The organism is Sphingobacterium bambusae (assembly GCF_033955345.1).
Lineage (GTDB): Bacteria > Bacteroidota > Bacteroidia > Sphingobacteriales > Sphingobacteriaceae > Sphingobacterium > Sphingobacterium bambusae.
On the sequence record NZ_CP138332.1, the window covers coordinates 5,294,870 to 5,319,324 of the forward strand.

Here is a 24,455-nt window from a genome sequence, read left to right on the forward strand (position 1 = left end):
CAAGCCAATTATTTTTACCCTATGGTAAAAAATGGAACGTTGTCTCGCGATATCGATTTTAAGAATATATGCGACTCTTTAATTAACATCCGCAATTCTGTATTCATTTGGACTTTTTCCCGTTACTTTTTTAAAGAAGCGTGAGAAGTGTTGTGGATAGCGAAAACCGAGGGCATAGGCAATCTCGTTGACCGTTTTTTCTGAATCAAACAGCATACTTTTCGCCGTATCAATGATCTTGAAGTGGATATATTCTTGTGGTGATTTACCCGTTTCCTTTTTGATGAGATCGCCAAAATAATTGGCCGATAAGTGTAGCTCTTGCGCCATATAGGCTACCGTGGGCGTACCGAGTTCCTGCGGTTTATCAGACAGAAAGTAACTATCTAACAGGGTTTCGAAGCGCTCTAAGATGCCTTTGTTGACTTTCTCTCGCGTTATAAACTGCCTATCGTAAAAACGTTGGCAGTAATCGAGGAACAGCATAATATTGGCGGTGATCAACTGTTTGCTATGCTTGTCAATGCTATGGTTCAATTCGTAGCTAATCTTGTCGAGGCAATCGAGGATAATCTTCCGTTCCTGTTCTGAGAGGTGTAGCGCTTCGCTAGCTGCGTAGGCGAAAAAATTATAGTTTTTCATGTGGGCGGCCAACACTGTGCCGTGCAATAGATCAGGATGAAAAACCAAGGCCGTGCCCTGTGGGCTGTAAAATTCTTCCTTGTATTCACCAATAACCTGCCCTGGAGCCAAGAATATCAAGGTACCTTCTTCATAGTCATAATAATCTAAGCCATAACGCAGGTCACCGCATTTGATCTGTTTGAAAAATACCGTGTAAAAGTCGTAACGAAGGCGTCTCAACTGCCGCGGCGACGCTTTTTCGAGATCCACAATGCTGATAAGCGGATGCAGCGTTTCGTTGTTATTGAAGGTGTTATACTCCCGGATGGTATGAAAATGAATGATTTCGTCCATAATGCTTGCAATTGCTTACTCAAAAATACGAAGTATCATCCATATCCGCTGCCCGTCGGTAATTATGGTAGCATAAACCAAAGGACAACCGCCCAACGAAACGCTGCGCCATTTATAGACCAGCTTCAGATCTCGCTTTGCGCTAGCCTTCAGACATAACTAAGGTCAGGTCTGTATCAAATTCTAGTCCCGTACTGCTGATCGCACGCAGCATGATTTTATAACTGCCGGCTCGTAAGCTAGGGTCTTTCTTGACCGATACCACACCCGTTTGACTATCGACGGAAAAAATATCGCCCGTATTTTCAAAAGACTTGCCATCCACGGAGACTGATAGCAGTTGGAAGGTAGATCGGTATTGTTCAGGGTAGAACGTAGGAGCCGAAGACCGATAACCATTGGATAGGCCGATATGGATCAGGTTGAAGTAAATGGTGAGGTTCATATCCGCATAGTAAGTGCCGAAAAAGAATTTGATCTGTGGGATAAATACCACGCGAAAAGCAGTGCGCGCCACCGTAAAGCCGTCTTTTTGCAATAAGGCTGATAAATCATAAGCCTGTTCTGCCTTTTGCGCAGGATCACCAGCACCCTTGGCAAACTGTAGGCTGTTTTGATTTATGGTTACCATGCTGCGCACATCGGCATTTGCATCGATCGTCCAGTTGCTGCCTTGCGTAGGGAGCGCCAGTGGATCGAGCTCAAAGTTTGCACCTTGATCGTTGTAAAGCACGTAGGCAAAGGGAATATCGCCACTGTTGTTCGCACCTTTGACCGCTACTTTGCCTTCCCGTACCTGAAGTTTAAGCTGTGCCTCGCCTAACTTAGTACCCTGCGCATCATGGGCGCTGAGTAGCACGTTATAGGCATCCGGAATACGTTGCCCAGTGCTGCTGGAGGTTGTCGCATTCGGATACAGCATGCCGCTATTAATGAGGATGCTATTTGTCTTGGCATCAATCGTAATAGCGGCTGCCAGCTTATCGTGCAATTTGCTGGAGGCATCGATCTCGATATTGGATGTTTGGGAGAAATCGAGCTTAAATTGCAGATCCTCTGCCGTTGATAGTGCACTGGATAGCAAAATCGTGTCGCGCTCGCCAAATGTTAGGCTTAGCTCGCTGGGCAGATTGATTTCGACAGGACTGGGCGTTGACGCTTGGTCTTTTTTACAGGAGTTGAGGCTGGCCAGCAACAGGGTAGCTAAACTGCCGACCTTCAAAATGTGTTGGATGGTGTTCATGTTCTTGAATTTTTTTGGCGAAGTTAGTATAAATTTTTAAAAAAGCAACATGGTTGCATTTGTGTGATTATTTTATACTTTTGCGGATCGAAACAATAATTCAGATAGATCATGACTCCCCAAAAAAACAACGGCCTCGTGCATCCGCTACTTCTTTTGATATTCGCAATGCCACTTGCTGTTCCTGCGCAAACGGCGCCCGATACCCTCAAAAATATTATTATTCCATCAGCGCAGGCCATAGGTAGACGCGTCGTCGAGGCAAGGTATACAGAACTGGATAGACAAGCCTTGGATCGGATACAGGGGCAAACGTTGGGCGAAACATTAGGACATGTGGCCGGTGTGCAAAATGCCTATTTCGGGCCGAGTGCAGGGGCTCCCATGATCCGGAGCTTAAGTGGCAACCGTGTGCGCCTACTCGCTAACGGAATGTCGGTACACGACCTATCGGGCATTAGCCCTAATTTGAATGCGCAGGTGGATATGGATGCGTTGACGGGCATCGACCTGTATAAAGGCGCTGCCACGGTATTGTATGGAGGGAAGGCTATCGGTGGTGCGGTAAATCTGCGCGACAATACGATTCCGGCAAGCCGGCTACATGAAAAATGGACGGGACGGGTAACCTTGGAAGGGGGAACTAACAGCGGTAGCAGACAGGCTTTGCAAATCAGCAGTAATCTAGCGAAGCGCTGGACCTGGCAGTTGAGCGGCATGAATCAGCAACATGGCAACTTACGTATCCCCGGCAATACAAAGGCGCCTATTGCTTATGATCCCCGTATAGATCACCTGACTGCTGCCATGGCGCAGGTGAACGTCGATCGGGAAACAATCCGAAACCTGAGCCTTTATCCATACCTTAGCCAATTTGTGCTGGACAACCTGAACGATCCGGCTTGGGGACTTTCCGAAGCAGATCTCTACACCTTTGAGCGCTATTCGTTTATTGGTGGTCAGGAAGTGGCAAATCCTGCGAACGATAAATTTATTGCAGGCCAAGACCCCAATACACCGCTGTCTACCAGTATCGTGCATGGCATCACCGATTATGCTCCCGTAAAAAAGGGCATCATGCCCAACAGCCATGCCGATAGCCGTGCCATTGCTTGGGGCGCTAGCTATTTTGCGCCGCGCTTTCGTTTAGGCATTGGCTATCGTGCGATGGAAGGCTTTTTTGGTGTACCCGGTTTCGCGCAAGCGACCAAGCCCAAGCATAGCCATGATGTTGTGCAAGCAGCGGCGGCGTATGAAGCGATCAATACACGTACCCTCTCGCATGCAGCGATGATGGAGTCGGCGTATAGCCCACAAAAAAAGTGGCTCGATGAACTGAAAGTGCAATACTCCCTGCAATATGCCGACGATAGAGAGCTGGTGGGCATTTATCGGGTAAACAAATTTTCCAGTTATCGGCAAGCGGCTAGAACGGAAATGAAACAGCATATCGGTAAGCACTGGTCGGCATTGACTGGAGCGGACTTTTCTTTCTTGCGTATGCAGGGTGAAGGCGTGCAGCGTTACCTTCCAAATAACCTAAGCCGAGAGCTAGGGATCTTTACCACGCAACGCGTGGAGCTGCAGCCCTTGGCTCTAGAGCTCGGCTATAGACACGATTGGGTGGGGCGACGCGCGCTTTTTGATGGCGAATATAAACCCAGTAGGGGACTTGCGGGCGGCAACCTCACGGCAAAAGACTTTCATCTCCATCAAGCATCGGCCAATATTCGATACAACATTTTCGATAGGGCATTTGTACGGGCTTCAGTGGCGCATGCCGAACGTGCACCCGAGGTCAATGAGCTCTACGCGGGGAATGATCATTTTGCCATCTTGGTGGAAGAAAATGGGGACGACAGGCTAGGGAAGGAGCAGGCGCGTACTTACGAGCTTGCCGCGGGACTTCAGTTCGGTGGATTTCGTCTTTCTGCAAACTACTACCATACTGATTTCCAAAACTACCTCTATTTGGCGCATACCGGTATATCTCGTGCGGGCGGCTTTCTAGTAAAGGAATGGCGCGCCTCGGACACACAAATAAAAGGCTGGGAATTGGAGTTGGCGGCAGAACATAGCTGGGAAAGCGGTCTTAACCTAACACTAACCTCCTTTGCTGATCTCGTGAGAAACATCAATGTTGCGGACGATAGCATGCGTCAATGGGCGGAAGGCGATTATATGCCCAATCTGCCCAGTAGCAGGTATGGCCTATCTATGGGCTTGAAAAAAGGACGGATTTCTACCCATTTCATTTTCGAGCGGTACCTACGACAGCGCTACTTGGGCAAAAATATCAACCCAGAGCCGCCCATGCCCGCCTATAGCCTGTTGCAAGGGCAACTGGGCTACCGGATCAACCTAGCGGGCTATAGTTTGGATTGCTACCTAGCAGGCAACAACCTGCTGAATAGCGAGGCGCGGCCACAAAATTCCTTTTTGAAATACCTGGCGCCGCTTCCGGCGCGTAATGTCAGCTTGGGTATCAAGGCTGCTATTTAAAGCTTGGGTTCGCATGTGGAAATGCGGATGCTACTTGTCTCTGCAAGATCTACAGCGTATATTTCGTTCTAGAAAAACAAGGGTTGATGAACCGGACTAGGTGTAAAATAAAAACCGGACTAGTATCTTTTGGTTGCGAGATGCCATTTTTGCGGAAATATTATTTTTATGAAATTATTGAAAAGGGGTTTGTTGTTTCGTTTGCTTGTACTATGCTGTGCTATGGGCATGCAGGGGGCTTATGCGCAACAGCCAGTGGATACTGCCGCAATTCCATTGCGTGAAGTGCTGATTTTTGGAAATCGTCTACAGATGCCGTTTGCTGAGCAGAGTAGGAACATACAGGTCCTCGATAGAAAGCAGATCGAAGCTTTGCCGGCGCGATCGGTGAACGAACTGCTGAGCTACTTGCCAGGGGTTGATCTTAGGCAGCGTGGTCCTTTCGGCGCACAAGCCGATGTGAGTATTGATGGGGGTAGTTTTGAGCAAACCTTGGTGCTGCTGAACGGTGTCAAGATGTTGGATGCACAAACCGGACATAATATGTTAAATCTGCCCATTCCGCTAGATGCCATTGAACGTATAGAGGTGATTCGTGGTCCGGCAGCTCGGCTGTATGGTATCAATGCATTAACTGGTGCTATTAACATTGTGACACGCAAGCCGGTCAATTCTGAACTGTTGGCACATGCCTATACGGGCACAGGATTCAAACGAGATACCGCGAATAACGACGCGCTATTCCACAGCCGAGGTATACAGCTTGGCGGAACTTGGGCCGGTGCCTTGGGAAAGCATTCCCTCTATGGCAGCCACGAGTCTGGAAATGGCTACCGCTATAATACAGCCTCGCGCAATAACAAATTGTTTTACCAAGGTGAGATTCCCACGGGCGAGCAAAATGGCTTTTCGCTGATGGGAGGATTTGTAGAAAGTGATTTTGGCGCGAATGGATTTTACGCGGCGCCGGGTGATAAAGAATCGCAGGAGGTGGTGCAGACGTTGCTGGGCTCCATCGGCTACCAAGCTAATCTTTCGGAGCGTTTCCGCATCGCGCCCCGCGTAAGCTATCGCTATGCCTATGATGACTACCGTTACTTTAGACATGACTTGAGTAGGGCGCGTAGTCAACACTATACGCATGCGCTAAATAGCGAAGTAAATGCTGTGTTGAAAACGGATTTGGGTGATTTGGGCATGGGGATCGAAATGCGTAATGAGCAAATTAGAAGCAGTAATATCGGCGATCACGATCGCGATAATTACGGTATGTATGCCGAGTTTAAAACAGATCGGATTAATCGCTTGATGCTAAACCTAGGCGCCTATGTAAATTACAATAGTGATTACGGTTGGCAGGTATTTCCGGGCATCGATATTGGCTTCGCTTTGACGGAACACTGGAGACTGACGGCGCACAGTGGAACGGGGCAGCGGATACCATCCTTTACAGACCTGTATCTAGACCAACGTCCCGGAAATATTGGAAATCCTAGCGTTCGTCCTGAAGAAGCTTGGCATATCGAAGGAGGTGTTAAATATAATGACGATCGGTGGTTTGGCCAAGCACATTATTTTTACAGAGACATCAATAATTTTATTGATTGGGTAAGACCTGCTGCTGGAACGCCTTACCAACCCTTCAATTTTGAAGGTAATAAAGTGCATGGTGCAACAGCACTTATCAATTACCAGCTATCCAATCCAGGGGCATTCGTTTCTTGGTTTGCTGGCTTATCCTATACCCACCTTTGGCCTTCTATTGCCACGCAGGAAGGAACTACCTCCAAATATGCTGTGGAAAGCCTGCGCCAGCAAGTTATCGGAAATGTCCGTGCAGGTATCGGCAAGTTCTCCGCATCGGCGGCACTGCGCTTCAACGAACGTATTAGCTACAAGAGTTATTTCTTAGCCGATGCCCGCGTAGCGTATAGCTTTAAGCCTTTGGAGCTGTACCTAGACGCGCAAAATCTGTTTGATATCACCTACATCGAGGCCGCAGCTATTCCTATGCCCGGTCGTTGGATGAGTTTAGGTGCTCGATTTAATATGCCGATGGGTAAATAAAATAAAAATAGATCGCGCCCAAGCTTCTCGTATTTATGCTTGCGACCTATGTATACAAGAGGCAGCTACCATTACCTATTCTGCCTCTTGTTTTGCTTTTTTATCCGGTTGAAGGAAGATAGATCATTCTATTTCTTCAATAAAGTGCCAACAGACCCCCGCGATATCGATCACATTGACTTCTTTTCCATAGGGTTGTGTGATCGGGCTTCCAATGGGTGGAATGCCGAATTTTTTCGCTAGGTTGCTGGCATCTAACCTTTCCCAAAAACTGTCCGCATCATCTACTCTGACAGCAATCATGAGGTTCTCTGCAAAAGATTGGTTATCGTAATGCTGTAAAATAAAGTTGCAGTTGCCATGACGAAAACCCACGGTATCGCCCGCATCCCATGCTATCTCGAAACCGAGTTCCTGAAATAGCTGTTTTGATTTTTCTAGGTCCTTTCCTGATGGAATGAACGGCTCGAGTGATAAATAGGTCATAATTTTTTCTTTTTGCGATGATTATAGTTGTTTATAATGATTGCTCCTTAGGTGAAGTTATGAATTTTATTTAATTGTGCAAATAATTGTTTTTACGTGATTCGAAAAACTGTTTTATGGAATTATCCTTGCGAACAGCAATAATAACGATGTTCCGCATTATGCTGTTTGTTTTGTTCGGATTTCATTCATGAACTATATATCGTTAAATACCTTGTCTTTTTCTTGTTTATTTGATTTTTTATACGGATATTTCCCTTATACCAAACCATTAATCGCGAAATGAGCAAAGCAGAAGTTATTCAAAAGTTAGAAAAATCTGGATATAGACTAAGTGAAAAAAGACTTCGCATTTTAGAAGAGCTTTATGCTGTTGAACAAATCATCGATATGGAGCGGTTTTGGATAACTTTGCGCGAGCGCTATCAAATTTCTTGGGCTACCGTGCAAACGTTTCTGCAGCGACTGCACAGCGAGGGACTGCTGTTACGAGAATATGGAGCAGGGCGATCGATTGTTTATCGTATAAAAGGTAGCGGATAGCTAGGAGGGGGACGACAGTAAATACTAACGAGCCGGACTTAAGCGATACAATCGGCAAGGAAACATCGTTTTTCCTGTACCGATTGCACCCCTTAGTAATAGAATGAGATTATTGCTTTTCAAAGATCAAGAGATCTTCATCGATATCACCGTAGTCATCGGCCACTTCAATACGATCTGCGGTGTAGCGAATGATTTCCCAATCTTCGTTCAATGCGCGAAGGTCTACCGTGCCCGAGAAAAATATATTGAGATCCAGATCCGCAGGGCCATCGTCATCTGCCGTTACCGACCAAGAGCCATTGTGGCTGGTTGATCCTTGTGCAGCCCGTAAAACATTACCCGCATCAAATTGAAACACATAATCGCTGAAAAGTGTCGTGCGGTCAACGCCATCGTGTTTGTACTGACGAATTACCCAACGACCTTCCTGTAAGACCGTGCGTACGCGCGCCGTTTCCTCATTTTGTATATTATCGTCGTCGTCTTTGTCGCATGCTATGACAAAAATGCTCATCAAAGCGATAAAAAATGGAAGTATATACTGCTTTTTCATATGCCAAATATATTAAAATAGATAACCAACAGTTAGTTTGAAATTCGAATTGTAGGCGTTATCGTCCCAGTTTGCCTTCTGTTTGTTGACACGTAGCACACCTTGGTCATAACCCGCGCCAAGGAGTAGATTGCCCAACCCAACCTGTACGCCGGCAGTACCACCGAAGTCAAAACGTTTGGCGAAATCGTTGAAATAGTCTTGCTGCTGTGCAATATCTATGTTTTGGATTTGACCCGTGGCTTTGATCTTTCCCGACAAACCGTAGCCGGCGTAGATACCAACGGATGGGAAAAGTTTCACCTTGTCGGACAGCTGGATTTCGCGAAAAACGCTAACCGGAAGCTGTAGGTAGTTTGCCGTGGCGTTTAATTTGTAATCTTCATCGAAATCACGATCTTGATCACGGCCACCCAATTGCGTAAAATAGAGGCCAGTTTCCAATCCCCATTTTTGATTGATATAGATTTGCGAGAACACACCGGCATGAAACCCTACTTTGTATTCCAATTGCGCATCTTCGTTGGCCAGCAACACATGCTCATACTCGCCCAAGGAGGAGAGGTTTGCGCCACCTCTGATTCCGAAACGCACTTGTTGTGCCTGCAAATAAAGCCCACCAGCCAAAAGGGCCATCGTCAATACGATTTTTTTCATAGTTCTATTTTTTGTTTTACGAACTTATAACCCGTGGACGCTGGAAGACCCTACTATTTTTTTTATTTTTTTTTGTTGGTAGGGTTTTGCGATCTTCGACGGTTATATCTTTATTTGAAACACTAAAAACGTAAATTCAATAAGTGGATACATGTTCATTGGATGATACATCCATTTGCAAAAAGGAAGTCTTTGCCGCGTTTTTTCAGAAACAGGTGAAGGCGTTGCGAAATTTTCTGTTTTATCGCTACGGCGATCAAGACCAAGCAAATGATATAGCGCAGGAAGCCTTCGTGGCGCTGTGGCAAAACTGTCATCGGGTGCCCTACGCAGGAGCACAAGCCTATCTATATAAGGTAGCAAACAATAAAACGCTAAAGGTAAAAGCACATGAGAAGGTGGTGTTGACCTATCAGCAACGCAGCAACTATAACGAGGAAAATTACGAATCGCCGCAGTTCCTACTGGAAGAAAAGCAATTTAAAGAGCAGCTATTGCAGGCTATAGCAGGTTTAAAGGAAACGCAGCGCGTAGCCTTTTTGATGCACCGAATTGATAAGATGAAATATGCCGAAATTGCTGATGCTTTAGGTATTAGCGTCAAGGCAGTGGAGAAGCGTATACATTTGGCGATGTTGGCGCTTAAGGATCAATTAACGACATTTAAGTAAATTTCAGCTCGTAAAACGATGAAAGAAGAAAATAGATTGGCCAAATTTCTTGATGGTTCACTTTCCGACGCGGAAAAAAACAATTGGGAGCAAGATCCCGACAAGGAGCTTTATGAGCAGATCAAACGGTATTCTGCCGACTTATCGGTACCCAGCAATACAGCGGATGAGCACTTGTTGGAAGCTATAATGAACAGCAAGGCCAAAACGGTAAAAAAAATGTCCCCCTTCCGCAGCAGCCGTTGGCTGGCTGTAGCCGCCGTGCTACTCTGCGTGTTTCTAGGAGGATGGTTGATGTGGTCATCAGAAGCTGTTTTTCAGGCACCAGCACACGCAGCCTTGCAGGTAGAGTTGCCGGACGGTTCGGAAGTGTTGCTGGACAAAGGATCGAAAGCAAGTTACAAACGTTTCACATGGTTGCTACAGCGGGATGTGAAGCTCGAAGGTGACGCCTACTTCGCCGTAGAAAGAGGACAGACCTTTACCGTAGAAACCACGATGGGCACGGTGCGGGTGCTGGGTACGCGTTTTGATGTGCTGACAAAGGACGGTAATCTAAGCGTACATTGTTACCACGGAAAAGTGGAGGTGCAGCAAGCTCAGGAGAAAATGCTGTTGACCGCGGGGCAATCCCTCCGTTTAGACGACGGAACATGGGAACGGGATAGTCTTTTTCTGCAGGAACCCGCTTGGAAAGCTGACCAATTGCTGTTTCAATCGGCCAGCTTAGATCAGGTCGTAAGGGAGATGGAGCGTTCATTTGCCGTAACGTTTAAAAGCAGCACACAGCAAGTGGCGGGTGCACAGCAGTTTACAGGCAAACTGCCTACCTCAGATCTAGAGGCCGCTATACATATCATCGAAAAAGCATTTTCAATTAGTTGCCGTAAATTGGCAGATAACCGCTACGTTATTGAAGCAAAGTAGGATGCGCTATAAATTATTTGGCTGTGTTTGGATGTTGCTGTTCCTGTACTGTGCATGCGCGTTGGCACAAGAGAAAAGCATGCCTCTACGTCAGTATTTAGCGCTATTGGAGCAGCAACATCAGCTATCTTTCAGTTTTTTGGAAGGGGATATTGCGACTAAACGTATCGTTCCACCGAACGGCCTTCTTGCAGCGGATGAAGCATTGGTTGATCTGCAGTCGAAAACCGGATTGATTTTTACGAAGGTTAATAAGCGCTATGTGGTCGTCCATCGTCCGGAAGCCGAAAGAATGCTTGTAAAGGGCGTTATAAAAGATGCAACTACAGAGCTGCCGATGGCAAATGCAAGTATCCGAAGCGTCAACGGACAACACACCTTGACGGACGACAACGGTCTTTTTTCGTTGGCCATGCCAAGCCATGGCACACTGATGATCACGCACATTGGGTATAAACCGCTTCGTTTTAAAATACCGGAAGGTAATCTTGGTAAGGAAATAGCGTTAGTAATGGAGCGGCAGGTGAACCAACTGGAAGAAATATCTGTGAAACATTTTCTGACCAAAGGACTGCAAATTCGCGCCGATAGAAGCTACCAAATGAAACCACGGGTGACAGGGTTGCTACCCGGGCTGACAGAGCCCGATGTTTTACAGACACTGCAACAACTCCCGGGAATTGTGAGCATCGACCAGTCGATTTCAAATATCAGCGTCCGATCTGGGTCGCACGACCAAAACTTATTTCTATGGAATGGTATTCGTCTTTTCCAAACGGGGCATTTCTTTGGATTGATATCGGCATTTAACCCTAACTTACCGCACACCGTTACCATTTATAAAAATGGTACGCCAGCCTTGCTGGGCGAGTCCGTATCGGGAACCATATTGATCGACAGTCCGCCTGACCAAGGAGAGCGAAGCACGTCGATAGGCGCTAACTTGATCAATGCAGATTTTAACAGTTCCTTCAAGAGCTCGCCGAATACCTATTGGCAATTTAGCGGACGGCGCTCACTGATGGATTATGTGAACTCGCCGGTCTATAATCGCTACCGTGATCGCGTGTTCCAGAATACGAAAGTTACCAACTTCTTCGCCGATCAGAGCCTGAGTTACCGCAGTGAAGAGGATTTTAGATTTCACGACCTCAGCGGGCAGGTGAAGCATCGGTTTTCAGACCGAGAGGCGATCAGCGTCAATGCGCTATGGATAGCCAACAATCTGGCTGTAACCCAACAGAACAGTTTGGATTCCATTTCAGAAACCAGTGAACTGGCACAAATGTCTTTTGCTAGCAACCTGATGTATGAACAAAAATGGGCCAATGGGCAGGAAAGCGAACTACGCATGTCCTTCTCGCGATACAAATTGTTTGCTGAAGATTTTTATGAGGATCGTGATCAAGTGGGCGTGCAACGAAATCAGGTTTTTGATAAGACCTTTTCGCTTCGACATGCGCTTGCCCTATCCGATTCGTGGAAGCTTTCGGCAGGCTATGAGCTGGGCGATATAACCATCAAAAACGACGAACAGGATTCGCAATCTCTGCAGAGCCAGTCGCTCGCGGCACAGCTCGTGGCGCGTTACCCGCATTTGTATATCACGACAGGTCTGCGAGCCACGCATTTTATGTCCTATGGCCGTTTTCGTGCCGAACCACGTGTATCGGTTTCCTACTTCTTTAAGAAGTATTGGACAATGACAATAGCCGCTGAAGCCAAAAGCCAGGCTGCCTATCAGGAAATACAGCAACAGCAGGATTTCTTTGGTATCGAAACGCGGCGCTGGGAACTGGCCGATGGTGCGGAAACACCGATTTTACGGAGTAACCAAGCATCGTTCGATATACAGTTTCAAAAAGGAGAATGGCTGCTTAGGGCGGAATCTTTTGTTAAGAAGGTAAATGATCTTAACAGCCGTAGCCAAGGATTCCAAAACCAATTTGCCCAAGCGGATGCCTTAGGGAGCTATACCGTGAAAGGAGCGGAGCTTCAGCTACAAAAGCAACATGGACCGTTTACGGCGTGGACAAATTTTCATATCAACGACAGCCGTTATCACTTTCCGACATTATACACAGCGCGCTTTGCGAATAACTTTGAAACCCCCTATGCCATACGCTGGGGCCTACTGTATGCCGCACGAAAATGGGAGGCAGCCGTGGGCGGTACTTGGTATGCCGGTAGATATTATACGCAACCCAACAGCCGGATACCCTCCATCGCCAATGATGGTAGTCTTTACATCGACTATATGGCACCCAATAGTAGTCAATTGCAGGATAACTTTCAGTTGAACGCATCCCTCAGTTTGACCATGGCTGTACGCAAGAACCTTCGCTTTAAAACGGGTTTGGCTATGCAGAATATGGCGAATAGTGCTACGGTGATTAACAGAAGCTACCGTATCAACCGGAACAGTGAAACGATCGAAGAGATCGATAACTACAACCTCGCGCGTACCAGTAATGTTTTTATCCGCGTCTATTTTTAGATCAATCTTTGATTGCCCATGCAACCCATTCCATCGCCGACTCGTCTTCTACATAAAAGAAGCGACGAATTATGGACAAGCTAAATAAAAAGATCAATATTACACTAGGCTGCCTTTTGCTCACCAATCTCCTGTTGTTGTATATTATGACTAGTGGGCATGGCGCCGCTGTGCCCGTGAAAAAGGATGCTGCACAGCAGCAACAAGATTTGTCGTTTATGGAAGCTGATTTCGCCGATAAACCTGCGGCGGAGCATGGAGGGCTGTCGATTAAGATCGTGCTCTTTGAGTTCAAGTAGCCTATAAACAAATAGCCCCATCCAGCATGGTTGATGGAATGGGGCGTGTTGCAGGAAGGAGATCGCTGCGTACGGTCTAATAAAGGCTTACCACGTACGATCTTCCATCAGTTTTTCTAGTTGTTGTGCCGTCATTTTCAAAGCTGAAGGGTCTTTTTCCAGCCATTTTAGAAAGGCCGCTTTAATTTCGGCTGTCCACTGGTTGTCGATCTGTCCACTACTGTATTTTCCCGATTTGATAACCTCAAAGCCAAAGCGGTCGCGAAGCAGAATAAACTCCCCTCGGATAACCACATGCTCCACCAAATGTGCGGGAATAAAGAGTACACCTTCGCGTTGCGCCATAACGAGATCGCCGGGCAACACGATGGCACGACCAATGCGCGTAGGGCTATTTAAGCCTATGAGCATGGACTCTTCTAAAAAGGACGGGTGAAAATCGCGCACGAATGCATTGAAACCATCGATCGCTAGGAGACCTTCTAAATCGCGTACAGATGCGTCGAAGACGACACCATTGCCTGATTTGTTGTAGATGGCGCTACCGAGTGTTTGCCCAATTAGTGTGCCGCCGGCGATTTTTCCAAAACCATCGGCCACATATACATCGCCTTTGACCAGCTTTTCTATTGGCCAGGTGTTGCTGTTGCCTTGTCTGCCGGCAGCATGCCCACGGTCGAGTATATGCTGCTCTACATCAGGACGTCGCGGTATATAAGTAGCGGTTACGGCACGTCCTACGATGGGGACATCATCACGTAGCAATTTCCATTCGCCCACAAATTGATTCAGATAGCCCGCATTTTTCAGGATGGTCCAAGCATCGGCGAGTCCAATAGATTTTGCGCGTTCCACCCATTGGTCTTCAACCTTTGGTCGTCCATCCTCAAAGCGTTCTCCTTTCCAACTTGATGTTAGAAACAGCAACTCCTCTTTGGGGAGCTGCTGCGCGTGTGCTGGCGCGAGCCAGGCCGTTGCCGCCACAAGCATTGCCGCTTTGGCCGCGGATAGGTATCGACTAAACATAGGCGATACAATCCATTTCAACGAGGGAGTCGCCGGGAACACCACCATAAGTGGCTACGGTGGTACGCACGGGCGGTTTGTTACCAAAACGACCTCGGTAGGCCGCGTTCATTTTATCATAGTCAGCTAGATCCGCCAAGTATACATTTACTTTGAGTACTTTTTCTAAGGACGATCCAGCACTTTTAAGCTCCTTTTCCAATTCATCCAACACATGCTTGGTATGTGCAGCCACATCGCCATCAAAATGCGCACCTTTGCCCGCTACAAACACGAGGTTACCATGCTTGGTGTGTCCAGAGAACAAAGGAATCTCTTGATCTTTAGTGACGTTGCCCACTTGTTTTTCTGGCGTGGACAAGCCTTCGCCAGCTTTAGCCAAAAATCCCAACCCAAATACACCGGTTGCTGATGCAGCAAGCTTTTTCAATAAGGAGCGACGTCCATTGTTTGTTGTTTTCATCTTCGTTGATTTTTAATTATGATTTATTTTTCGTTTTATGCGTTTTCTTAATTTATTTCTTTTCTGTCCGGATGGTTAATGTGATTACGGTGGCTAGAAAAAGGCAACTCGCCATGAACAGATAGGCGGCAGAGAAGCTTTTTGTATGGGCATTCAGCACGCCCACAAGATAGGCGCCGCCAAAGGAACCCAATGCACCCATACTGTTGATAAGGCCGATGGCACCGCCAGACACATTGCGTGGAAGCACCTCGGTAACCAAAGCGAAAAATGGGCCGTAAGGGATGTACATCGCCGCACCTGCGACGATCAGTAGCCCGTAGGACAGCCAAAAATGGGTGGAGCCTAGGTAATAGGAGAATGAAAAGGCCAATGTGCCCAATAGCAGAAATGGCCAGATAAAGTTCTTACGCTTGCTGCCTCTATCGGCGTAATAGGAGGTGGCCAACATACCTATAATGGCAAAGAGATAAGGCACCGCAGCGAGCCAGCCCGTGGTTACAATGCTTACATCCGGCGCCGACTTGATAATGGTGGGCAGCCACATGACGAAGCCATAAACACCAACGTTCCAAAGCAGGTATTGGATGCAGAGCAGAATAACGGTTTTTGAGCGGAATGCCTCGGCATAGTTTTGTACAGGTTTTATGGCATGCTGCTCTTCCTCAAAATGATGCGCGAGCTCCTTTTTCTCTTCGGCACTTAACCATTTGGCATCTGCAGGCTTCTCTTCAACCAAGCGCCACCAAAAGAAAGCCCATATTACGCCCGGCAGACCTTGGATAATGAACATCCAGCGCCAACCGAGGGCATCAATGAGGTAGCCCGAGGCAACAGACATCCAGAGCACAGTGGCCGGATTGCCCAAGATCAACAGGGTGTTGGCACGCGAACGTTCCTGCTTGGTAAACCAATTACTCAGCAGGATGAGCATGGCGGGCATTACTGCGCTTTCAACAACGCCTAGTAGGAAGCGAATAGCAATCAAGCTGTACACGTCGTGCACCATACCGGTGGCGGCCGCTAAGCCACCCCACAAGATAAGTGACCAGAAGATCAGCTTTTTTGCGCTATTTTGCGAAGCGTAGCGCGCTCCCGGAATTTGGAAGAAAAAGTAGCCCAGAAAAAACAGCGAGCTTAGCAGTGAAGATATTGCCGGCGTGATTTGCAGATCCTCAGCCATGCCTCCAGCGGCTGCGAAACCAAAGTTTGCCCGATCAAGGTAGGCCAAGCTGTAGGTGATAAAGGCCACAGGCAGTAGTCTGTACCAACGTTGTGGCGATAGATTGTTCTTTGAATCCTTCATGTCTGTGCTTTTTGGAACTATAATTTGACCGCTTGACGCGCTAATAAGCGCAATCCCTCTTGATCCTTATGCCATACCAAAACAACGTGGAGTTTTACCTGACCTGGAGGCTTTCCTTCGTCGGCACTTTGCCCATGCAGCTGGTGTCGCACGATGGCGGTGCAGCCCGCCAACTCCATGGATACATCCGAAAACTGCAATGCCGTAAATACGAATTTTTTGGAAACCAAGGAATGGATGAAGCTACTGCGATCTTCCACAAAACCCGAGGAATGCCCATAGGTAAGCTTGGCATCTGTTAGCTCTAAGAGTTGCTCTTCTGTTGGATGCAGAAGAGCCAAACGAAAGGATTCCAAGGCGTCCAAGACATCTGTTTTACGCAATTCGCAGCTGGGAGGTTGTGCTGTTTGGCCAACATTGCTGCAGCTGCTCTGTACAAGTGCAAAGAGAAGCAGGATATATGTATTTTTCATAATCAAGCGGTTTATGGGTGCCATACTAGTGTTCCCTTAAAGTTCTACGTTGTATATTTTGATCGCGCAGGTATTTTTTGAAGTCGACATTCAATGGATTTGCTCGACCGTTATAGTCGTACACGATAGTTCCATCTCTGACGGTAAGCTCACATTCTAGACGCTGTTGGCTAGCAATGCGATGCCCGATATAATCGAATAGACCAAAGTCTCCCTGCCGTATGCCAAGCACGGCGATGTCGGCGGGTGCTCCTTCGGAAAGATTACCCAATTCTGTGCGCTTGATGATTTGTGCTGGTTTCCATGTCGATGCTTCAATCACCTTGGAAAGCGGCATGCCCATGGCGATAAATTTGTCCATCACGGTCAGCATGTCTTTCATGGATCCATTCATGCTACCGATGTGGATGTCGGTGCTTATTGCGTCGGGATAAAAACCTTCTTTTATGGCAGGGATGGCCTGCGAGAAAGCAAAGCTGATACCGCCATACCCCACATCGAAGTTGATGCCCCTCTTGCGTGCTTCATAGACAAAAGGTTTGATCTTTTCGGTTTTCATATCCACGAGGTATTCGCGCGCACCCAGCTGCGCAAAGGCATGGGTGAAAATATCGCCGGGCTGTAGTTTTTCCATAAATAGCTCCCGAATAGGAAGGGGTGGGGTGCTTCCGCCAAAGTCGATCATGGTCGGAAGGCCACCGGCCAGCTTGCCCGCTTGCACGGCGCGCTCCACCGGTGTCCAGTCGTAGCCTTCGTAATGGGCTACTTTAAAGCCTACAATATGTTCAGGATTTTGCTTTGCTGTAAGCGCGCTCATTTTGGCATCCATATCCTCAGTATTTTGCTCGTAAGCGCCACCGCGCATGCCCTGTCCGACGATATTGAGAAAAGCAAGAACACGCGTTTTAGAAAGATCGATGGTCTGCTTTTTAAACGCTGAGAAAGAAGTCCATCCCGAGCTTCCCGCATCCACCACTGTAGTGATGCCATTGCGAAAGGTAAAGCCGTCAGGGGGAAATGCGCTGGGGCCATTCATATAATTTTGATCTAGCTGGGTTCCCCAGAAATGGTGGGTGTGTATATCGATAAGACCGGGTACAACGTATAGGCCTTTGGCATGTACGACCTGTATTGCCGAAGCGGTATCGATATGTTTGGACACTTTTGCAATAAGGCCATCGGAGATAGCAATGTCCATGGGCTCGTCGATATTATTTTTGGGATCGATGATATGCCCATCTTTAATGACTAAGTCGTATGCTTGGCTATATAAGCTATGGTTCAAGCCCAGCAGAAATAGCAGGGCGAATAGCATTTTTATCTTCATTTTTGGATTTTTTGTTCTGATCATCCTCTCATTCAATCTTTCTACACCTTGGCTTTGTTGAGCTCTTCGACCAATTTCGTTGCGACGATATCTTCCTCGCCGACTTTCATCATCCAGACAGTTAAGGATACCATGTGCTCCTTGGCTTCTCCCAGCTCAATGGAAGGGCTACCTTTTCGGAGGCGCTCGGCTAGGGCGTCACCGGTGATGTTGATGGTTTTTGGATCCCAAGAAATTTCCAAATTGGGCGTAATATTCCCAAGCTTGGGAACAAATAGACGGGTTTTTATTCCCGCGACGGCTTCCACCTTTTTCTTTACTTTATCCGTTCGTGCCTCCCATGATTTCCATTCGGCAGCGTGATCTTGCTTGACGAATTTTTCCAATGCCACATACATACCTAATACTTCCTCTTTGTTGACTTTCATACCTCTACCGATGGTAAAGCCGCGTGGAGGCATACTGAGTCTGGCGGCTTGAATAATATTTTTGCGCCCCATCAAAATACCGGCGCTCTGTGGGCCACGCATGGCCTTGCCACCGGAGATACAGACGAGGTCAAAGCCCATATCATTAAACTTCCAAAGGTTGGAGACTGGAGGAACATCGGCCGCGATATCAATCATGGTTGGGATACCATATTGCTTGCCTACTTCCACCCACTGCTCATGGCTGATCTGCCCTTTGTCAGCTTCGATGTTCAGAAAGAACATCAAGGCTGTTTTGTCGCTGATAGCATTTTTGAGCTCGTCCATAGTCTCGATCATAATCATTTTGCAACCCGTGTTGGTGAGTGCTTTGTTGTACACAATCTCATGTGATTTTTGACAGATTACTTCGGTTTTCATGCCGGTACCCGCCAAGTGAGGCAGTTGGCCCACTTTCTTCTCGTCCATGCCGGTCAATACACCCGCAAGGCCTAAAGTGAGGGCTGCAAAAGCACCCGATGTGACTACGGCAGACTCGGCATGTACCAATTTGGCAATGCGCTCGCCCACCTTATCTTGTACTTCATCCAACATGCAGAATGCTTGGGCGCCATGCTGTATGGCATCCAGCACCTCTTGATGCATTAAGGAACCGGACATGGCCGTGATGGTGCCACGTGCATTGATAAATGTACGGATACCCAATTCTTGGAAAAGGTTTCGTGCTGCGGCGCTCGTCGGCGCAGTATCTATAGCGTGGGCAAGTTGTTTAGGACCAAATACACCACCGATAATGGATGCTGCGGAAACTAACTTTAATACCTCTCTTCTTTGCATGATTCTAGCTTTTTTAATTTTTTAAGCACAACAAAGGGAGCCCACCTGTAATCAGGTGGTTCCGTTTGTTGCATGATAGTTGGTTGATTGACTCTCTTTCTTTGTTATTTTATTGGCGATCCCACCATACCCTGGTGGTTAGGTTATCCGCTGTAAACTCAGAAAATCCTTGCCTTTGTAAAGCCTCTAAATAGTTGGCTCTGTTGGTTAAATTTTCGTTGAGTGGGATGTAAAACCGACGGAACATCTGCCCGCCTGTTACGTTGCCGGGGTAATTTACGGATATGAGCTGCGGGTAGTTTGTGCGCCGCCAGTTGGCGAATACCTCATAATCATCTCCAAAGAGGCTTACCCATTTTTGGGTATTGATCTGTGCAAACTGCTGCTCGAACGATCCGGCAGCTAGGAATGGGTTGGCCAGCAGGTAGCTGCTGATTTGTTGATCGCTGATGCGGCCGCTATGTGGAGCCACATCGGGCCACAGTGCCCACTGCTTCATGGCCATGGTTACGCCCTGATTGTAGGCCTGCGTTGCCGTCGATCCAGTATACCAGCCTCGGATGGCCGCCTCGGCAAGCAGTAGATAAGCTTCTGCAGGGCCTAAGATGATGATGGGCGAGGAGGTGTTGAGGTAAAGACGTGATGGCTCGGAATAGCTATCGAAATCGGATGGAAAAGTATTTAGGCTACCGCTCACCATGCCGCGTTGTGCTTCAATGCTGTTGTCTGCGCGATAAGAACCATCTGCATTTCGCACCCAAACTACCGATAATACCGGTAAGCGCGGATCCGCTGTTGTTTTGAGGTGGTTGATGAAGGTAGCAGCATACTTTCCACCTTCAACATTGTCTCCGCCTGCAGAATTGTAATCGCCATTCACATAGCTGTTTATTTTGTAGTTTAGACTGCCCGGGCTCGAAGCATAGCCGATGTAAGCGATGTCGGCCTCTTGGCTCATTACGCCACCAGCGATGGCCTTTTGTACCCAAGTGCGCGCTAATGTTTCGTCGGCTTTGGTCAAACGCATGCCTAAACGTAGCATAAGCGTATATGCAAATTTTTTCCACTTGCTGATATCGCCAGCGAAGAATAGATCGGCGCTACCGAAGCCTGGACTGCCTTCGTCTAGGGACGCCGCTGCCTCGTCAAGTTCTTTGAATAGATCTTCGTAAATAGCTTGTTGTGTGTCGTACTTAGGGCTTAAGGTACCTTCTTCCCCTAGACGTGCCTCGAAGTAGGGGATGTCGCCAGCAACATCGGTTAGTTGGTGATAGAAATAAACCTTCAAAATACGGATAAGTGCCAATTTGTTGACGTTGTTCACACCGTCTTCCGTTTGGTTTTCCAAGGCCTTTTCTATTTGGTAAAGGCGATTTAGCTTACCGATCCAGAGATTGTTTTCTGTGGTGCCCGTATAGAAGTAGAACGGCGCTTCCGTTCCATTGAAGCTGTAGTATTTATCGCCCACGCCAGCTACCTCCTTGTAGGTAGAGAAATATTGCATGCCTTGCGCCAACACCGTGTAGCTGTGTTGTGGCATATCCAATAGCGCACCGGTAAACATGTACTCGGGAATCACGCGGTCGATGCGATTGACATCGCGGTTCATCTCTGTTAGCGACTCCGGATTACAGCCCGTGTACAGCAATACTGCCGTGAGACAACAGATGAGGTGCGTGAAGGATGTGATATAGGTTGATTTCATTTGCTTGTCCATTAGAATTTAACACTTAAATTGAATCCGAAATTTCTTGTGCGCGGTTCACCCGTTCCTGCGGTACCGGTTGCATTACCCACCGTTTGTTGCATTTCGGGATCGAGTCCAGCATCGCGTACTGCCTTGTCGCGGTATAGAATAGCAAGGTTACGGCCTACAATACCTATACTGGCGGATTCAATTCCTTTCAGGCCGAGTTTACGCGCAGGAATGCGGTAGCTGAAAACCAGCTCCCGAAGCTTCACAAAGTCGGTGCTGAATGTTTGTAGTTCGGAGTACATCACCCCGCGATTGTTGTAGTAGGTATCCAATTGTGCTTGCGGCCAAGTTTTGGTAAAAGGATTGCCTTCGCGATCCACACCTTCAACCGTCAATCCATCCGGATTGTCCCGTCCCGGAAGGGTATTCTTTGTTAATCCGAAACGCATGGCGTATGTCCACATATTGTTGAAAGCCACTGCCCCGAATTTGGCATCGACCAAGAAACTTAATCCGAAGTTTTTGTATTGGAACTGGTTGTTTAGTCCCATAGTGTGCGGAGGGTTGGCGATACCAAGGTCTGCTTCTACGCGTTCTTCGTAACCACTTGTCGCGTTGTACACCTGTCTGCCTTGCTCATCTTTCAGCAAACTCCATCCGCGTACCGTTCCGTAAGGCATACCTACAGCATTGAGGATACGCACGGCGCTGGAAATACTGGTGCCAACCTCCACAAAGTCTAGGCCGGGAGCCAACTCAACGATTTTACTCTGGTTGTACGCATAGTTATAGGTCACATTCCAGCTGAAGTCGCCTTTTCTGATGGGGGTACCGGTAATCATTAACTCTACACCCTTGTTAGCTATCTTACCGGCATTGATGAAGCCCGACAGGAAACCGCTGGTTTGCGAGATGTTAGGTTTTAAGATGTCGTTGGTCGTGATTCGGCTGTAATAGGTCGCATCGATGCCTAATCGGTTGTTAAAGAAATTCATTTCAAAACCTCCTTCTGTGGTGGTTACTGTAAGCGGCTTCAGGTTAACGTCGATCAGCTCGCTGCTACCGTCTTGCACAGTAGTGCCACGGAAACCGCCAGTACGGATTTCGTACATACGGATGACATCACCCGGGCCTACGTTGCTACTGCCCACTTGTGCCCAGTTGGCACGTACTTTTAAGAAGTTCATCTTCCACGGCATTTTAACAAGCTCCGAAACGATAAAACTACCACCTAAGGAAGGATAGAATATCGAGTTGTTCTGCCGGTTTAAAGTGGAGAACCAGTCTTGCCTTCCCGTAACGGTTAAGTTTAGGTAGGACTGGTAGTTGAAGTCTACTTGGCCGAATACCGAATTTGTTCCCCAGCGCGTGTCTATACGATTGGGGTTGTCTAAGATCGATAGATTTGTGTAACTGATAAAGTCGGGAACGATGAATTCACGCCCATTGATCTCACTGAAGGTATAGGCATTTCGGTCAGCTTGACCACCGACCATGGCGGTAAAGCCCCAATCCTCCGAAAAGTCGGATGTATAGTTGATCATCCCGAGGTAATTGGTCTTTACGTTTTGCTCCTGATTGGAATTGTATAGACCGCGTGGCGTAAATGCAGTACCTATTGGGCTGTAATCCATATAATCTATAGATTCCCAGTCACGGGCTATCGTTCCTCGCGCATACAGGTTGTCCATGAAGTTTACCTGTGCCGAAAATTGGCCGATAAAGCGGTCGCGATCATCGCTGTTGCCGGTGTTGTTAACCAAAAACCAAGGGTTGGGTGCCGCAGGAACTGGATTCCACTGGATCTCATTGCCATTTTCGTCAGCACCCGGTTTCAAAGAGTTGATATCCACCGTATTTCCGATCAAGTAGACTGCCCAAGAGGGATTTCTTTCGGCATAACCGACACCAGCAATATTGTTTCGGTCTTCCCGATTGTATTGGATGGTCGACTCCAGTTTCAGGAAGTCGTTTTTTCCCAATTTAGACTGCAGACTAAGATTTCCTGTTTTGCGTTTAAAGGTGGAATTAGGTGTTTGCGCCTGCGACCGTAGATCGGATAATGACACACGATAGTTGATTGCGTCCGAACCTCCGCTGAAGGCGATGGAATTGGTAAGGTCCATACTGGGGCGATAAAAACTATTGATATTGTCTTTCACGTTGACCGCCGAGTAGGGGCGTTCTACGCCGTCAAACTGCACCACCGGTGAACCATCGATAGGTGCTCCATAGGAAAGGCGGCCAGCACTAAGTGCTTGTGCCCTCGTTAGAGGTTTAATACCATCGTTTCCTGATCCATATTCATACTGGAAATTGGGGTAGGCACTGGGTGTTCCGATCATGGCGTTGGAGCGGAACTCAACGCCGATCCCTTGTCTTGCCGCCCCTTTTTTGGTGGTGATCAAGATAACACCGTTCGCCGCTTGGCTACCGTACAACGCTGCTGCCGCTCCACTTTTCAAGACGGTCATGGACTCGATATCGTCTGGATTGATGCTTGAAATTCCGTCACCACGGTCGATGTTAAGCCCCGTAGTATTTGTGCCACCACCCTTATTGTTATTGTTCATCGGTATACCATTGATCACATAGAGCGGCTGCTGGTTGCTGTTCAGCGACCCATTACCACGGATCACAACGCGGCTGGATCCGCCTGGCCCTGATGCCACCTGCGTAGCATCTACGCCAGCAATCTTTCCGGTAAGCGCATTGGCAACGTTAGTTTCACGCGCTTCGCTGAGGGAGGAGCCACTAATTTCGGCGCTAGAATAGGCTAGTGTTTTACGTTTCCGTTGTATACCCATCGCTGCGACGACAACTTCTTCCAGCATGCTGGAAGAATCGGCAAGGACCACTTCATACCACGTTTGTTCACCGATGCTGACGGGAGTAGACTTGAAGCCTACATAAGACACCGATAGCACTGCGTTCACCGGAGCATGAATAACGAAGTTTCCCGAAGCGTCCGTATAGGTGCCTTCGGTTTTGGCACCTTGCACGCTGACCGATGCGCCGACAAGCGCCGCGCCTTGAGGGCTCTTAACTACACCCGATATTTTGCGTTGTGTAGTGTCCTGTAGAGCCTGTTTTTGTTTTAATGAAGCCTGTTTTCGCTGCACAAGCACCATTTCTTTTTTAATGGAATACGTTAGGGGTTGATTTTCGAAGATCGCATTCAGTATCGTCGTGATAGGGGAATCGCGGTAACTAATAGTCACCGGTTTTGTTCCCTTCAAATCTGCAGAAACATAGAGGAAATCGTATCCCGTTTGTTTACGTAGACTTTCGAACACTTTTTCGAGCGGTTCGTTTTTCACTTGGATCGTTGCCTTCTGTGCGAAGACCGCTGCGTTAACCTGTACAATCGAGAAGATCAGTGCTATGCATAGTTTCACGGTTATGATCAGCTTAGTTAGATAAAAAGATCGCTGGCTGTTCTTTTTATGGACAGCAAAATAGTTATATATTTG

General features: G+C 47.6%; 20 protein-coding genes. 7 read left to right on the top strand and 13 right to left on the bottom strand.

The genetic code is table 11. From position 1 onward, the window contains the following. Window positions 1-78: 78 nt before the first annotated feature. A complete protein-coding gene (locus SCB77_RS21960; protein ID WP_320184151.1) occupies window positions 79-978 on the bottom strand; it encodes a helix-turn-helix domain-containing protein in 900 nt (299 codons plus the stop codon). Window positions 979-1,120: 142 nt separating this feature from the next. Next, window positions 1,121-2,221, bottom strand: coding sequence for a hypothetical protein (locus SCB77_RS21965; RefSeq protein WP_320184152.1), 1,101 nt, complete (start codon window positions 2,219-2,221; stop codon window positions 1,121-1,123). 111 nt (window positions 2,222-2,332) lie between these two features. Here SCB77_RS21965 and SCB77_RS21970 point away from each other — a divergent pair, with 111 nt between their 5' ends. Continuing rightward, entirely contained in the window at window positions 2,333-4,723 is a 2,391-nt protein-coding gene (locus SCB77_RS21970; RefSeq protein ID WP_320184153.1) for a TonB-dependent receptor, read from the top strand. A 168-nt stretch (window positions 4,724-4,891) separates the two neighbouring features. Then, a complete protein-coding gene (locus SCB77_RS21975; RefSeq protein WP_320184154.1) occupies window positions 4,892-6,790 on the top strand; it encodes a TonB-dependent receptor plug domain-containing protein in 1,899 nt (632 codons plus the stop codon). Window positions 6,791-6,913: 123 nt separating this feature from the next. Here SCB77_RS21975 and SCB77_RS21980 read toward each other — a convergent pair whose 3' ends face one another. Further along, a complete protein-coding gene (locus tag SCB77_RS21980; protein WP_320184155.1) occupies window positions 6,914-7,276 on the bottom strand; it encodes a VOC family protein in 363 nt (120 codons plus the stop codon). Window positions 7,277-7,558: 282 nt separating this feature from the next. Here SCB77_RS21980 and SCB77_RS21985 point away from each other — a divergent pair, with 282 nt between their 5' ends. Next, complete coding sequence (locus SCB77_RS21985; RefSeq protein ID WP_320184156.1) at window positions 7,559-7,819, top strand: hypothetical protein; 261 nt, start codon at window positions 7,559-7,561, stop codon at window positions 7,817-7,819. Window positions 7,820-7,928: 109 nt separating this feature from the next. On the opposite strand, the gene SCB77_RS21990 is transcribed toward SCB77_RS21985, so the two are convergent. Beyond that, a complete protein-coding gene (locus SCB77_RS21990; protein WP_320184157.1) occupies window positions 7,929-8,375 on the bottom strand; it encodes a hypothetical protein in 447 nt (148 codons plus the stop codon). A gap of 12 nt (window positions 8,376-8,387) precedes the next feature. Continuing rightward, complete coding sequence (locus tag SCB77_RS21995; RefSeq protein ID WP_320184158.1) at window positions 8,388-9,032, bottom strand: porin family protein; 645 nt, start codon at window positions 9,030-9,032, stop codon at window positions 8,388-8,390. Between the two features lie 143 nt (window positions 9,033-9,175). On the opposite strand from SCB77_RS21995, the gene SCB77_RS22000 reads away from it, so the two are divergent. The 4 genes from SCB77_RS22000 (at window position 9,176) to SCB77_RS22015 (ending at window position 13,426) form a co-directional block, all read left to right on the top strand. Further along, on the top strand, window positions 9,176-9,703 hold the full coding sequence (locus tag SCB77_RS22000) for an RNA polymerase sigma factor (RefSeq protein WP_320184159.1): 528 nt from the start codon (window positions 9,176-9,178) through the stop codon (window positions 9,701-9,703). Between the two features lie 18 nt (window positions 9,704-9,721). Beyond that, window positions 9,722-10,630 (top strand): FecR domain-containing protein, encoded by a 909-nt coding sequence (locus tag SCB77_RS22005; protein WP_320184160.1) that lies wholly within the window; start codon window positions 9,722-9,724, stop codon window positions 10,628-10,630. A 1-nt stretch (window position 10,631) separates the two neighbouring features. After that, on the top strand, window positions 10,632-13,127 hold the full coding sequence (locus SCB77_RS22010) for a TonB-dependent receptor (RefSeq protein WP_320184161.1): 2,496 nt from the start codon (window positions 10,632-10,634) through the stop codon (window positions 13,125-13,127). 71 nt (window positions 13,128-13,198) lie between these two features. Further along, window positions 13,199-13,426, top strand: a complete 228-nt coding sequence (locus SCB77_RS22015; RefSeq protein ID WP_320184162.1) for a hypothetical protein — start codon at window positions 13,199-13,201, stop codon at window positions 13,424-13,426. An 87-nt stretch (window positions 13,427-13,513) separates the two neighbouring features. Here the strand turns inward: SCB77_RS22015 and SCB77_RS22020 are convergent, their stop codons facing one another. From SCB77_RS22020 to SCB77_RS22055, 8 genes are all read right to left on the bottom strand, one after another. Next, window positions 13,514-14,452: an RraA family protein gene (locus SCB77_RS22020; protein WP_320184163.1), complete on the bottom strand. Its 939-nt coding sequence runs from the start codon at window positions 14,450-14,452 to the stop codon at window positions 13,514-13,516. Next, entirely contained in the window at window positions 14,445-14,915 is a 471-nt protein-coding gene (locus tag SCB77_RS22025) for a RidA family protein (protein WP_320184164.1), read from the bottom strand. The genes SCB77_RS22020 and SCB77_RS22025 overlap by 8 nt, the downstream gene beginning before the upstream one ends. A 52-nt stretch (window positions 14,916-14,967) precedes the next feature. Further along, window positions 14,968-16,221: an MFS transporter gene (locus SCB77_RS22030; RefSeq protein WP_320184165.1), complete on the bottom strand. Its 1,254-nt coding sequence runs from the start codon at window positions 16,219-16,221 to the stop codon at window positions 14,968-14,970. Between the two features lie 17 nt (window positions 16,222-16,238). Next, window positions 16,239-16,694 (bottom strand): nuclear transport factor 2 family protein, encoded by a 456-nt coding sequence (locus SCB77_RS22035; RefSeq protein WP_320184166.1) that lies wholly within the window; start codon window positions 16,692-16,694, stop codon window positions 16,239-16,241. A gap of 25 nt (window positions 16,695-16,719) precedes the next feature. Further along, entirely contained in the window at window positions 16,720-18,021 is a 1,302-nt protein-coding gene (locus tag SCB77_RS22040; RefSeq protein WP_320184167.1) for an amidohydrolase/deacetylase family metallohydrolase, read from the bottom strand. Between the two features lie 41 nt (window positions 18,022-18,062). Further along, entirely contained in the window at window positions 18,063-19,286 is a 1,224-nt protein-coding gene (locus SCB77_RS22045; protein ID WP_320184168.1) for an aminotransferase class V-fold PLP-dependent enzyme, read from the bottom strand. Window positions 19,287-19,395: 109 nt separating this feature from the next. Further along, entirely contained in the window at window positions 19,396-20,991 is a 1,596-nt protein-coding gene (locus tag SCB77_RS22050) for a SusD/RagB family nutrient-binding outer membrane lipoprotein (RefSeq protein ID WP_320184169.1), read from the bottom strand. 11 nt (window positions 20,992-21,002) lie between these two features. Next, window positions 21,003-24,380: a SusC/RagA family TonB-linked outer membrane protein gene (locus SCB77_RS22055; RefSeq protein WP_320184170.1), complete on the bottom strand. Its 3,378-nt coding sequence runs from the start codon at window positions 24,378-24,380 to the stop codon at window positions 21,003-21,005. Window positions 24,381-24,455: the final 75 nt, after the last annotated feature.